The organism is Tabrizicola sp. T74, from assembly GCF_057219935.1.
In genome coordinates, this window is the sequence record NZ_JBXVVT010000006.1 from 214,778 (window position 1) to 226,768 (window position 11,991).

Annotated in this window: 12 protein-coding genes and 1 tRNA gene; 7 read left to right on the forward strand and 6 right to left on the reverse strand. The window is 66.8% G+C overall.

The features are described 5' to 3' along the window. Positions 1–51: 51 nt before the first annotated feature. The 6 genes from trpE to fabI form a co-directional block, all read right to left on the reverse strand. Positions 52–1,560 (reverse strand): anthranilate synthase component I, encoded by a 1,509-nt coding sequence (gene trpE, locus AC2EAL_RS18140; RefSeq protein ID WP_484725639.1) that lies wholly within the window; start codon positions 1,558–1,560, stop codon positions 52–54. Beyond that, positions 1,560–3,431 (reverse strand): peptidylprolyl isomerase, encoded by a 1,872-nt coding sequence (locus tag AC2EAL_RS18145; RefSeq protein ID WP_484725640.1) that lies wholly within the window; start codon positions 3,429–3,431, stop codon positions 1,560–1,562. Before AC2EAL_RS18145 ends, trpE begins: the two co-directional genes overlap by 1 nt. Positions 3,432–3,538: 107 nt before the next feature. Beyond that, positions 3,539–4,717: an aminotransferase gene (locus AC2EAL_RS18150; RefSeq protein WP_484725641.1), complete on the reverse strand. Its 1,179-nt coding sequence runs from the start codon at positions 4,715–4,717 to the stop codon at positions 3,539–3,541. Positions 4,718–4,797: 80 nt separating this feature from the next. Beyond that, a complete protein-coding gene (gene gpt, locus AC2EAL_RS18155; RefSeq protein ID WP_484725642.1) occupies positions 4,798–5,322 on the reverse strand; it encodes a xanthine phosphoribosyltransferase in 525 nt (174 codons plus the stop codon). 9 nt (positions 5,323–5,331) lie between these two features. Next, positions 5,332–5,946 carry a LysE family translocator gene (locus AC2EAL_RS18160; RefSeq protein ID WP_484725643.1) on the reverse strand — a complete coding sequence of 205 codons (615 nt, stop codon included), beginning with the start codon at positions 5,944–5,946 and terminating at the stop codon, positions 5,332–5,334. Beyond that, positions 5,943–6,773: an enoyl-ACP reductase FabI gene (gene fabI / locus AC2EAL_RS18165; RefSeq protein WP_484725644.1), complete on the reverse strand. Its 831-nt coding sequence runs from the start codon at positions 6,771–6,773 to the stop codon at positions 5,943–5,945. Before fabI ends, AC2EAL_RS18160 begins: the two co-directional genes overlap by 4 nt. 96 nt (positions 6,774–6,869) lie before the next feature. On the opposite strand from fabI, the gene pdxH reads away from it, so the two are divergent. From pdxH to AC2EAL_RS18200, 7 genes are all read left to right on the forward strand, one after another. After that, entirely contained in the window at positions 6,870–7,472 is a 603-nt protein-coding gene (gene pdxH, locus AC2EAL_RS18170; RefSeq protein WP_484725645.1) for a pyridoxamine 5'-phosphate oxidase, read from the forward strand. A gap of 116 nt (positions 7,473–7,588) precedes the next feature. After that, positions 7,589–8,122, forward strand: a complete 534-nt coding sequence (locus AC2EAL_RS18175) for a cold-shock protein (RefSeq protein ID WP_484725646.1) — start codon at positions 7,589–7,591, stop codon at positions 8,120–8,122. After that, on the forward strand, positions 8,092–8,613 hold the full coding sequence (locus tag AC2EAL_RS18180) for a DUF192 domain-containing protein (protein ID WP_484725647.1): 522 nt from the start codon (positions 8,092–8,094) through the stop codon (positions 8,611–8,613). Before AC2EAL_RS18175 ends, AC2EAL_RS18180 begins: the two co-directional genes overlap by 31 nt. A gap of 292 nt (positions 8,614–8,905) precedes the next feature. Further along, entirely contained in the window at positions 8,906–9,604 is a 699-nt protein-coding gene (locus AC2EAL_RS18185) for a DUF1062 domain-containing protein (RefSeq protein WP_484725648.1), read from the forward strand. 56 nt (positions 9,605–9,660) lie between these two features. Further along, positions 9,661–9,737: transfer RNA gene (locus AC2EAL_RS18190), tRNA-Pro, on the forward strand. Between the two features lie 123 nt (positions 9,738–9,860). Continuing rightward, positions 9,861–11,264 carry a protein adenylyltransferase SelO gene (locus AC2EAL_RS18195; RefSeq protein WP_484725649.1) on the forward strand — a complete coding sequence of 468 codons (1,404 nt, stop codon included), beginning with the start codon at positions 9,861–9,863 and terminating at the stop codon, positions 11,262–11,264. Between the two features lie 109 nt (positions 11,265–11,373). After that, positions 11,374–11,925 (forward strand): helix-turn-helix domain-containing protein, encoded by a 552-nt coding sequence (locus AC2EAL_RS18200; protein WP_484725650.1) that lies wholly within the window; start codon positions 11,374–11,376, stop codon positions 11,923–11,925. The last annotated feature ends 66 nt before the right edge of the window (positions 11,926–11,991 follow it).

The following is an 11,991-nucleotide window of genomic DNA, read 5'->3' on the forward strand; positions in this document are numbered from 1 at the left end:
CTCGCTGGACCGCCGCCGACGAGGAGACGCAGTCGAACGAGGAGGTCCCGGTCAGCCGTTCCCACGCCCGGCAAAGCGGCCCGCGTCTTCGGCAGCGCGGCGCAAGGCGTTGGATTTGTTGACGGTTTCCTGATACTCCGCCTCGGGGTCGCTGTCGAAGACCACGCCGCCGCCCGCCTGGATGTACAGGGTTTCGTCCTTCACGACCGCTGTCCGCAGCGCAATGCAGAAGTCCATCTCGCCATTCGCGGCGAAATACCCCACGCCCCCGCCATAGACCCCGCGCTTTTCCGGCTCCAGCTCGTCGATGATCTCCATCGCGCGGACCTTCGGCGCGCCGGACACCGTGCCGGCGGGCAGGCCTGCAAGCAGCGCCGACAGCGCGTCCTCACCCTCGGCGATCTCGCCCACCACGTTCGACACGATGTGCATGACGTGGCTGTAGCGTTCGATGATGAAGGTTTCCGTGGGCCGCACCGTCCCCACCTTCGCCACCCGACCCACGTCGTTCCGGCCAAGGTCCAGCAGCATCAGATGCTCGGCCCGTTCCTTGGGGTCGGCCAGAAGGTCGAGTTCAAGCGCCTTGTCCTCTTCGGGCGTCGCACCGCGCTTGCGGGTGCCGGCGATCGGGCGGACCGTTACCTCGCCCTCGCGCAAGCGGACCAGGATCTCGGGGCTGGCGCCGACAATCTGGAAGCCGCCGAAGTTGAAGAAGAACATGAAGGGCGATGGGTTCGTGCGCCGCAAGGATCGATAGAGCGCGAAGGGCGGCAGGGTGAAGCGCTGCGCCCAGCGCTGGCTGGGGACGACCTGGAAGATGTCGCCCGCGCGGATGTATTCCTTGGCCTTTTCCACTGCGGCCTTGTAGCCCTCATGCGTGAAGTTCGACTGCGCCGGACCGACCGGGGCCACATCGCCCAGGTCGCGCGCGGCCGAGGGCGCCCGGTCCAGGTCGCGCAGCGCGTCCATCACCCGTTCGGCGGCCTGAGCGTAAGCCGCCCGCGCCGAGAGGCCCGATGAAACCCAGGCCGGGGCCACGACTGTGACCTCCCCTTTGACCCCGTCCAGAACCGCGATGACGGAAGGCCGGATCAGTTCGGCATCCGGAAGGCCCAGGGGATCGGGGTTCACGTCTGGCAAATGTTCGACCAGGCGGATCATGTCATAGCCGAGATAGCCGAACAGGCCCGCCGCAACGGCAGGCATGCCTTCGGGCATCTCGATCCGGCATTCCGCCAGCAGATCGCGCAGGGTCTGCAGCGGGTGCCCGGGAAGGTCGGTGAAGGACTGCCGGTCGAACCGCGCCTCGCGGTTGATCCGGCTTTGCGTCCCCCGGCACTGCCAGACAAGGTCCGGCTTCATGCCGACGATCGAGTAGCGCCCCCGCACCTCGCCGCCCGTCACCGATTCCAGCATGAAGGTATCGGCGCGGGCATCGCCCAATTTCAGCATCAGGCTGACCGGCGTGTCGAGGTCGGCGGCCAGCCGGGCCCAGACGATCTGGTTCTTGCCTGCGTTCCAGCCCGCTTCGAAGTCGGCAAACCCCGGCGAAAGCTGCATCAGTTCATGCTCGCGTTCACGGCATTGATCGCGGCCTGATCCAGCGAAATGCCGGCTTCGGCGGTCAGCGCAGCGGTAAAGGCAGCGAAGGCATCGGCGGCGATGGCCTGCCGAGTATTGGCGGCCAGAAGCCCCTGCATCGCCTGGGCCTCCTCGCCTTCGGTTTCGGCAGGCAGGATGCGGTCAAGCTGCACCACACCCACGAAACCCGGCGCCTCGATCACCTGGACCGCGCCCTCGGCCAGCTTGAAGACATCGGCCAAAAGCGTATCGGGCGCGCCTTCGACAAAGCCGTTCCGCGCCATTTCCGGGGTCACGTCGACGATGCCGAAGCTGCCGATGGCGGCCCCGCCTTCCAGCGCGGTCTTGATCTCGGCGGCCCGGGCGGCCAGCGCCGTGGCCAGCGCTGTCTTGCGCCAGTCCTCGGTCACGCTGTCCTTCGCCTCGTCAAACGGGATCGGCGCGGCGGGGACGATCTCGTCCAGCCGAAGTGTCACGAGACCGCCGTCTTCCAGGACGATCGCCTCGGAAAAGTCACCCTCCTGCACCGCATCGGCGGCGGCGCGGAAGGCGGGATAGCCCTCGATGGAATCTTCGCCCTGTTGACCGGGCACGTAGTCGAACGTGGCCAGCTGCAGGCCTGCCTCCTTGGCCAGGTCTTCCAGCGTCGCGCCCCCGGCCAGCAGATCGTCGACCTCTTCCACCTTGTCGGCGATCAGGCGGCGGGCGGCGTCGGTCTGGAACTCGATGGCAAGCGTCTCGCGGGCGTCCTCGAAGCTCGTTTCCTCTGCGGCAAGCACGGCACCCACCCGGAACAGCGCCGGGCCAAGGTCAGTGGCAACGGGCCCGACGACATCGCCTTCGGCGGCGGCAAAGACCGGTTCTCCGGCTGCGCCAAGGTCTTCCTTCGTCAGGTCGCCCTGGTCGATGTCCGCCAGCGTCAGGCCCCGCGCGGCGACGAGGTCCTCGAACGGCTTGCCACCGTCAAGCTCGGCCCGCGCGGCATCGGCGGCGGCTTGGTCGGGGTAGATCAGCCGTTCGACGATCCGGCGTTCGGGCACGACGAATTCGTCGATCCGGTCCTGATAGAGGTCCTTGAGCAGCGCCTCATCGACCGGCTGGTCCTTGGCAATCGCCTCAGGAAGGAGTGCAGCATAGGTGATCCGCTTGGCCTCGGGCTTGGTGAACCGGTCGATGTTCGCATCGTAATGCGCCTTAAGGTCGGCGTCCGTCGGATCCGCCACGGGCGTGGTCAGGTCGGCCTCGCCCAGCCGCAATAGCGAAAACCCGCGCCGTTCCCCGGCCCAGGCATAGATCGTGTCGGTCATTGCCTTCGGCGCGGCAAAGCCACCTGCAACCGCCCCCTGCAACAAGTTCCGGCTGACGTCGCGCCGCAGGTCGCTTTCGAACTCGGCCTCGGTGGTGTTGTTGCGTTCCAGGATGAAGCGATACGCCTCGCGGTCAAAGGTGCCGGTCGCGCTCTTGAAGCTGTCCATTCCCATCAGCTCGGACGCCACCACCTCGTCGCCGACGGAAATCCCGACGCGCGCCATCTCGTTATCCAGCGCCGCCCGGGTGATGACCGACTGCAGCACCTGCTGGTCGATGCCGTACACCTGCGCCTCTTGCAGCGAGACCTGCTTGCCGATCTGCTGCGACAGGGCGTTGATCTGCGTCTGCAGCGCGCGGGCATAGTCGTCTGCCGTGATGTCCGTGTCGCCGACACTGCCGACCCGCGTCACCCCACCACCGAAGCTGGTCACACCAAAACCGCCGAGGCCGAGGATCAGCATGCCCATCATCGTCCAGACGGCAAATTCCTTGACCTTGCCGCTGGGACGCTTGCCGTCTTCGGTCGGAGTAGTTGCCATGGCTCTGCCTTCGAAAGGGTTCGATCTGGTGAATAGTGGGAAGCCTGCGGGGGGGCAAGGTCAAGATCGCCCGGCGCAGGGCGCGGATCACGTCGCTGTCAGGGCATTCAGGGCCGGAACGCCGCCAGCCGCCGGATCACCTCGGCAATGCCTTTGGCGTCCACATTGGCAAAGGCGATGCGGATCTGCCGCTTGCCAGCTTCGGACCCTTCGGGCTGGAACATCGTCCCCGGCAGCATGAGAAGCGAGGCTTCGGTCACCAGCCGCTTGCACAGCGCGTCCGAAGCCATGTCGAAGGGGTGTTCGACATAGGCGAAATAGGCACCGCAGCCCAGAAGCTTCCAGTCCGGCAGCGATTTGAACCCGTCGACCATCGCGCGGCGGCGGGCCAGGATTTCATCGCGCTCGCCGGCCAGCCACTGGCCCAGGTTCCGCATCCCCCACAGGGCACCGATCTGGCCCAGCTGGCTGGGGCAGATCGCGACGGTGTCGAGGAACTTTTCCACTTCAGCCAAGCGCTGCGGCGAGGCGACGATTGCACCGACGCGGTGCCCGGTCAGCCGGTAGGCCTTGGAGAAGCTGTAAAGCTGGATCAGCGTGTCGGCCCAGTCGGGGTCGGCGAACAGGTCATGCGGCGCGCCAGAGCGGCTGTCGAAGTCGCGGTAGGTCTCATCGACGATCAGCGCCAGGCCACGGGCGCGGCAGAGGTCGCGGAAGGAGGCCAGCGTCTCCGCCGGATACTCCACACCGCCCGGGTTGTTCGGGCTGACCAGCACGATGGCCCGCGTCCGGTCAGTGATCAGCGCAGCCGCCGCCTCGGCCGAAGGGATCAGGGTCGGCCCGGTATCCAGCGCCACGGTCCGGACCGCAGCCATGTCCAGCCACATCTTGTGATTGAAGTACCAGGGCGTCGGCAGGATCACCTCGTCCCCCGCCCCCGCCAGCGTCGCCATGACAGTACAGAAGGCCTGGTTGCAGCCCTGCGTGATCGCGACCTGGGCCGGGACAATGCTACCGCCATAGCTGGCCGACCATTGCCGGGCAATTTCCTCGCGCAGGGCAGGCAGGCCCAGGACGGGGCCGTAAAGATGCGCCTGCGGATCGTTCAGCGCCGCATCCGCCAGCGCCTGCCGCAGCCCCAGGGGCGGGCTGTCGACCGGGGCCGCCTGGCTGATGTTGATCAGCGGACGGTCGGCGGGAAACGTCACCCCCTCGATCCAGCGCCGTGCTTCCATCACCGGCGGCGGCTCGGTCGCGGCGAAGGCGGGGTTCAAGGGCAGGGTCATCAGGGCACTCCTCGTGCGCTTCGCTTCTCGTCGTTGGACGGCCCGTCAGCGACGAGCGCATGAAATGCGACGAGGAGCGGTCAGTCCGCCCCACGCATCGGCTGGACATATTGCAGCGCCATGTCCCAGGGGAAGAAGATCCAGGTGTCCTGGCTAACGCTGGTGATATAGGTGTCGGCCTGCTTTTCGCCCTCGGGCTTGGCATAGACGCAGGCGAAATGCGCCTTGGGGTAGAGCTTGCGGATCAGCTCCAGCGTCCGGCCCGAGTCCACCAGGTCATCGACGATCAACACGCCCGTGCCGTCGCCCATCACATCGGGGTTCGGCGCCTTGATCACCTGCGCCTCGCGCCGCTGGTCCTGTTTGCCGCCGCCCGAATGGTAGGACTTGACGGAAATCGAGTCGACCACGCGGATGTCAAGCTCACGGCTCACGATCATCGCCGGGACCAGGCCGCCTCGGGTGATCCCTACGACCGCTTTCCACGTCCCGCCCTCGCCTGGGCCCTTGCCGTCCAGCCGCCAGGCCAGCGCCCGGGCATCGCGGTGGATCTGGTCCCAGCTGACGTGAAATCCCTTTTCGTGCGGCAGGCGTTCAGGTGACATCGGAACCTCTCAGGTGGCAACGATCTTCACGCCCAGAAGGGCCAGAGCGGCCCCGAAGCAGCGGTCGATCACGGTTTTCAGGCTGATATAGGCCGCCCGCGTGCGGTCCAGCGAAAAGATGCGGGCGACAAGGCTGTTCCAGGCGGTCTCCATCACCAGGATCATCCCGATCAGCGTGGCGAGGATCCAGGTGGGCGTGCCGGGGCTGATCGTGCCCAGGAAGATCGAGGAATAGATCACCACGGCCTTGGGGTTCGACAGGTTGGTCCAGAGGCCAAGGCGAAAGGCAGCGAAGGGCGATCGGGGCACGGGGCGCGAGTCCTCGGCGATGAAAGGCGTTTTCGCGTCGCGCCAGAGGTGCCAGCCCATCCACAGAAGATACCCCGCTCCGCCGATCTTCAGCGCCCAGAGCAGCGACGGCGCGGCATCGAAGATCAGGTGCAGGCCGAACATCGCCGCCAGCGCCCAGAAGGCTGCGCCCGTGGCGATGCCCAGGGCCAGCATGACACCGGTCCGGAAGCCCTCGGTCAAACCGGTGCGGGCCGACATCAGCACGGCCGGACCGGGCGAGACCACGGCAAAGGTCACCAGCCCTGCAAAGGCCAGGAAGGCCGCAAGCGTCATTGACCGCCCTCTTTGCGCCCGGCCAGAAGGTCGATGTCCGGCGCCTCGATCGCCTTCATGCCCACGACATGATAGCCGCAATCGACATGCAGGTTCTCGCCTGTCGTCCCGGACCCCAGATCCGACAGCAGGTACAGTGCGGCCTTGCCGACCTCTTCCTGCGTCACGTTGCGCCGCAGGGGAGAGTTCAGCTCGTTCCACTTCATGATGTAGCGGAAGTCGCCGATGCCACTGGCCGCCAGCGTCTTGATCGGGCCCGCGCTGATCGCGTTCACCCGGATGCCGTCCTTGCCAAGGTCCTCGGCGAGGTACTTGACCGACGCCTCCAGCCCCGCCTTGGCCACGCCCATCACGTTGTAGTGCGGCATGACTTTTTCCGCGCCGTAATAGGTCAGCGTCAAGAGGCTGCCGCCCGGCCCCATCATCGTCGCTGCCCGCTGGCAGACGGCGGTGAAGGAATAGACCGAAATGTCCATCGCCAGCGCGAAACCGGCGCGGCTGGTGTCGACATAGCGGCCGCGGAGTTCATTCTTGTCGGCGAACCCGATGGCGTGGACCAGGAAATCCAGCTGCCCCCATTCCGCCTTCAGCGCGGTGAACAACGCCTCGATGCTGTCATCGCTGGCCACATCGCATTCGAAAAGCTTCGGCACGCCGAGGCTTTCGGCCAAGGGCTCCACCCGTTTCTTCAGCTGCTCGCCCTGATAGGAAAACGCAAGCTCGGCCCCTTGCGCGGCCACCGCTTGCGCGATGCCCCAGGCGATGGACTTGTCATTCGCCAGCCCCATGATCAGCCCGCGCTTGCCCTGCATCAGTCCAGTTGACATTCCCGGCCCCTCGCCCACTTTTCGGTGACACAGACGTGTAGGCGATGCGTGACCTTCCTTCAAGGCGGGTCCTCCGCCCAAAGGCAAGGAGCTTCCATGGACCGGTCAGGTATCTTCGCAGGCAGCGACCCGTTCGCGATTGCGCGCGACTGGCTGGCCGAGGCTGAAAAGCTGGAACCGAACGATCCCAACGCCATCGCGCTGGCCACGGTGGACGCCGAGGGGATGCCAAATGTGCGGATGGTGCTGTTGAAAGAGATCGAGGCCGATGCCTTCGTCTTCTACACCAACTACGGCTCGGCCAAGGGGCAGGAAATCGCCGCCACCGGCAAGGCGGCCTTCGTGCTGCACTGGAAGTCGCTGCGCCGTCAGATCCGGGTCCGGGGCCATGTCACGCGCGAGGACGGGCCGCAGGCAGATGCCTATTTTTCCAGCCGCAGCCTGAAGTCGCGCCTTGGCGCCTGGGCCAGCCAGCAGTCGCAGCCGCTGTCATCACGCGAGGTCCTGATGGCCGAGGCTGCGCGGGTCGCGGTGACCAAAGGACCGAATCCGCCCCGCCCGCCCTACTGGGGCGGTTTCCGGATTCAACCTGTCGAAATAGAATTTTGGGCCGACGGTGCATTCCGGTTGCATGACCGTTTCCGCTGGCGCAAAGTTGACGCAACGGAACCCTGGGAGGTCACCCGACTGAACCCCTGAGTTCCGGCGTTATGCGGTGTTTTTTATTGTACTGTTGTTGAATTGCCCTTGATCCCGGCGCACGAATTCCGCCATCTGTGCGGTCTAGGGCTCATTCTGGGGAGAAGGCTCTGTCTATGACGGACGAAGAAGAGGTCATGCAGGTCGTGCATGGTCGCGTGAAGTGGTTTGATCCATCCAAAGGCTTTGGGTTTATCGTTTCTGACCAGATCGACGCCGACATTTTGCTGCATGCAAACGTACTGAGAAACTTCGGTCAGGGGTCGGTCGCCGATGGCGCCGGGATCGAAGTGCGCGTCCAGCGGACGCAGCGCGGGGTTCAGGCGGTCGAGGTAATCCGCATTGATCCGCCGGAAGGCGTGGTCCAGCCCTTGGGCGAGGATGCGGCTGCGCTGGTCGGTGCCGACATCATGGCACTGGAGCTGGAACCGGCGCGAGTGAAGTGGTTCGACAAGGGCAAGGGCTTCGGCTTTGCCAATGTGTTTGGTCGCCCCGAGGACGTGTTCGTCCATGCCGAGGTGCTGCGCGTATCGGGCTTTGCCGACCTTGCCTCGGGCGAGGCAGTGGCGCTGCGGATCATCGACGGCCGGCGCGGCCGGATGGCAGTGCAGGTGGTGTCATGGGAAGCCGCGAACCGCGCCCGGACTTAAGCGCAGGGCACCCTGCCCGGTCTCGGGTCGCGGTGCTGGCGCTGGTTCTGGCCTTTCCCAGCACGGCATGGGCCGAGGCGGCCTGCGTCCCGGGCCGCGTCGACCTCCGCTGGGAGGGGGGGCGCGAAAGCTTCGTGATCGAGGTCGCCGACGACGCCGAGGAACGGGCCCAGGGGCTGATGTTCCGCGAAGAGATGCCGCTGAACGAGGGCATGCTTTTCGTCTATGACGCCCCGCGCCGGGTCGGCTTCTGGATGAAGAACACGCTGATTCCGCTCGACATGGTGTTTGCCGACGCGACCGGCACGGTGACGCGGGTCCATGCCAATGCCGTGCCGGGGGACCTGACCCCGATCGATGGCGGCGAAGGTGTGCAATACGTCTTGGAGATCAACGGCGGGCTGGCGGGCAAGCTGGGCATCGCCCCTGGCGCCGTGCTGCGCCATCCCGCAATCCCGGTTGCGGATGCGGCCTGGCCCTGTACCCAGTAGCGACCCCTCGCCGATATCGGGCGGTCTGGACACTGCCTGCTGTACCAACCCCGTCCAAGGCTGTAACGCGTGACCGCGCACTCCGCGCCTCAGGGGTATGCCTTGCCGTCGTAACGTCCGGTCTCTGTTCCTCCACCCGAACCCCGCCCCAGTGAAAGCTTCGCACTTTCCGGGGTGATGTCCCTGTTCGCGGGCTGGCTGGCGCGAGACCGGATCGGTGTCCTCCCGCGCGCGTCTCGTCGGGGCCTGCTCTTCCATGCCCTGAGCCATTCCCGCCCAGCGCCCCATCCGGGTGATCTTCGCAGCCGTCCTGGCGAACTTCCGTACGGAAGGCCACGACCCCATGACGCGCATTGCCCAGATCGATTGGCACGCCACCCCCCTGTCCCTGCCCCAACCCCACCGCCACTGCAGCACCTGCGGCGCACCCCGCCCGTTCCGCTGCAGCGGCAAGGTGCGCCTCAACGCGAACGGACGCAGGCTGGATGCCTGGCTGATCTACAAGTGCACGGTCTGCGACCGAACCTGGAACCTGCCGCTTCTCGACCGGGTCCCGGTTGCCGACCTGCCACCTGCAGATCTTGCGGCGCTGCAGGCCAGTGATCCGGCCTGGGTTTGGCCACGCGCCTTCGACTTGCCGCGGCTCCGCCGCCATGCGCTGCAGGTCGTCCTGCCCGAGGACCTGGCCGTCGAGAAACGCACCGCGACGGCGGCGGACGGCTGCGCGCAGGTCCTGGTGTCGATCCATGCCGCCTGGCCGACCGGGCTGCGCCTCGACCGCCTGCTTGCGGCAGAGCTTGGCCTGTCGCGATCCCGTCTGATGGCCTTGCCGGACCGCGGCGCGCTGCGGGTCGTCCACGGGCCGCGCGATGCCCTGCGGATGCCGCTGGCCGGGTCTGTCGTCCTGCAGTTCGACCTGGACCGCATCGCCGAAGGCTCCCGACCCGATCTCATCCGGGCCTTTGTCGGGCCGCCGCTGCCCCAGCCCTAGGACGGCGAACAGGAAGGCTTTTCATTCCCGGCCGATCCCGCTAAACGGGCGTTCGTCGGGGCGTAGCGCAGTCTGGTAGCGCGACGGTTTTGGGTACCGTAGGTCGCGAGTTCGAATCCCGCCGCCCCGACCACCATCCCTCACGCCGCTTGCCCTGCCGGGCGCAAAACTTTTCGAAAAGTTTTGCCAAATTCCTTCGAAGGAATTTGCGCCCGACCCCGACCCGGCCCATATCCTGTCAGGAGAGGCCTCAAACATGACCATCGCCTTCGACCACAGCTATGCGCGCGACCTGCCCGGCACCTATTTGCGGGTCGCGCCCGATGCTGCCCCGAAGCCGCAGCTTCTGGTGCTGAATCAGGCACTTGCCAAAGACCTTGGCCTGTCGCTGACCGAGACTGAGGCCGCCCGCTGGTTCTCGGGCGCCGAGTTGCCCCCGGGGGCCGAGCCCATCGCCCAGGCCTATGCAGGCCACCAGTTCGGCGGCTTTTCCCCCCAGCTCGGCGACGGCCGCGCGCACTTGCTGGGCGAGATCGTCACCCCGGAGGGCCGGTTCGACATCCAGCTGAAAGGCTCGGGCCGGACGCCGTTCTCGCGCGGCGGCGACGGCAAGGCCGCCATCGGGCCGATGCTGCGTGAATACCTGATCTCGGAATTCATGGCCGCCGTGGGCGTGCCCACCACCCGGTCGCTGGCCGTGGTGGCGACGGGAGAAGAGATCTGGCGCGAGACAAAGCTTCCCGGTGCGGTCCTCGCCCGCGTCGCCGCCAGCCACCTCCGCGTCGGCACCTTCCAGTTCTTCGCCGCCCGGGGCGACCAGGCCCAGGTCAAGGCCTTGGCCGATTACGCCATCGCCCGGCACTACCCTGACTTGGCGCAGGCGGATAACCCCTATCTGGCCTTGCTCGATGCCGTCATTGCCCGCCAGGCCCGGCTGATCGCCGAATGGATGGGCCTCGGCTTCATCCACGGGGTGATGAACACCGACAACATGGCGATCAGCGGCGAGACCATCGACTACGGCCCCTGCGCCTTCATGGAAGGCTACGCACCGGGCACCGTCTTCTCCTCCATCGACCATCAGGGCCGCTACGCCTATGCCAACCAGCCGCTGATCCTCGGCTGGAACCTTGCACGCCTGGCCGAGACGCTGATCCCCCTGCTTGCCCCTGACGCGGACAAGGCGGTGGACATCGCCAACGACCGCCTTGGCGGCATCGCCGCGCGCTACCGCAGCGAATGGGTCACCGTCATGCGCCGCAAGCTTGGCCTCGTGGGCGAAGCAGACGGCGACGCCCAACTCGCCGATGACCTGATGGCGGCAATGGAGGGCGCCGACTGGACCCTAACCTTCCGCCGCCTCGCCGATGAGGCCGCGCTCCGCCCCCTCTTCGACGACTTCGCGAAGATGGAAGCCTGGCTGCCCCGCTGGCGCGCCCGGGCCGCGGACGGCGTCGCCCAGCGCCTGGCCGCCGCGAACCCCGCGGTCATCCCGAGGAACCACAAGGTCGAAGAGGCCCTCACCGCCGCCACCGAAGGCGACATGGCCCCCTTCCACGCTCTCCTCGCCGCGATCCAGCAGCCTTTCGCGGAAAGCGAACCTTACATGCTCCCCGCCCCCACCGGCTTCGGCCAATACGTCACCTTCTGCGGCACCTGACCCCAGGCTCCTCGTGCGCCTTCGGCTTCTCGTCGCGAGCGAGGAGTGACGAAGTCATCGACGAGCGCACCAGATTGACGCCCCGCTCCATCCCCGCCACCATACCCGCATGGCCGACCGCTCCGACATCCACGACCGCCTCGCCGCCTCCCTCCGCGCCGCCCGGAAAGCGCGCGGCCTCAGCCTCGACGCCGCCGCCAAGCTCTCCGGCGTCTCCCGCTCCATGGTCAGCCAGATCGAACGCGGCGAATCCTCGCCCACTGTCGCCACCCTCTGGGCCCTCACCCAGGCCCTGCAGCTGGATTTCGCCGGCCTCCTCGAAGGCCGCCCCGCCCCCGGCATCGAAGTCACCCGCGCCGGCACCGCCCCCGTCATCCAGCGCCACGGCGTCACCATCCGCATCCTCTCCGCCCCCGAAAGCGTCGGCAGCCATGAGGTCTACGAACTCGCCTTCAGCCCCGACGCCAAGCTCACCTCCGACCCCCATTCCCCCGGCTGCCGCGAGCACCTGACCGTCCTCGAAGGCCGCCTCACGGTGACCTCCGGCGACGCGACCGACCACCTCGCCCCCGGCGATGTCGCCCGCTACCCCGCCGACCGCCCGCACGAAATCGCAGCCCAAGGGGCCGCCCGTGCCATCCTGATCGTCCAGGACAGCTGAATTCCACTATGGCGGAAATCCATCCGCCAAGTTGACACGCACCGCTTGATCTGCCATTTTCCGCCA

What these genes read in the sequence shown, in the direction of transcription:
- trpE (WP_484725639.1), bottom strand. Translation starts at nt 1,560, where the DNA reads ATGCAGCTTTCGCCGGGGTTTGCCGACTTCGAAGCGGGCTGGAACGCA.
- AC2EAL_RS18145 (WP_484725640.1), bottom strand. Translation starts at nt 3,431, where the DNA reads ATGGCAACTACTCCGACCGAAGACGGCAAGCGTCCCAGCGGCAAGGTC.
- AC2EAL_RS18150 (WP_484725641.1), bottom strand. Translation starts at nt 4,717, where the DNA reads ATGACCCTGCCCTTGAACCCCGCCTTCGCCGCGACCGAGCCGCCGCCG.
- gpt (WP_484725642.1), bottom strand. Translation starts at nt 5,322, where the DNA reads ATGTCACCTGAACGCCTGCCGCACGAAAAGGGATTTCACGTCAGCTGG.
- AC2EAL_RS18160 (WP_484725643.1), bottom strand. Translation starts at nt 5,946, where the DNA reads ATGACGCTTGCGGCCTTCCTGGCCTTTGCAGGGCTGGTGACCTTTGCC.
- fabI (WP_484725644.1), bottom strand. Translation starts at nt 6,773, where the DNA reads ATGTCAACTGGACTGATGCAGGGCAAGCGCGGGCTGATCATGGGGCTG.
- pdxH (WP_484725645.1), top strand. Translation starts at nt 6,870, where the DNA reads ATGGACCGGTCAGGTATCTTCGCAGGCAGCGACCCGTTCGCGATTGCG.
- AC2EAL_RS18175 (WP_484725646.1), top strand. Translation starts at nt 7,589, where the DNA reads ATGACGGACGAAGAAGAGGTCATGCAGGTCGTGCATGGTCGCGTGAAG.
- AC2EAL_RS18180 (WP_484725647.1), top strand. Translation starts at nt 8,092, where the DNA reads ATGGGAAGCCGCGAACCGCGCCCGGACTTAAGCGCAGGGCACCCTGCC.
- AC2EAL_RS18195 (WP_484725649.1), top strand. Translation starts at nt 9,861, where the DNA reads ATGACCATCGCCTTCGACCACAGCTATGCGCGCGACCTGCCCGGCACC.
- AC2EAL_RS18200 (WP_484725650.1), top strand. Translation starts at nt 11,374, where the DNA reads ATGGCCGACCGCTCCGACATCCACGACCGCCTCGCCGCCTCCCTCCGC.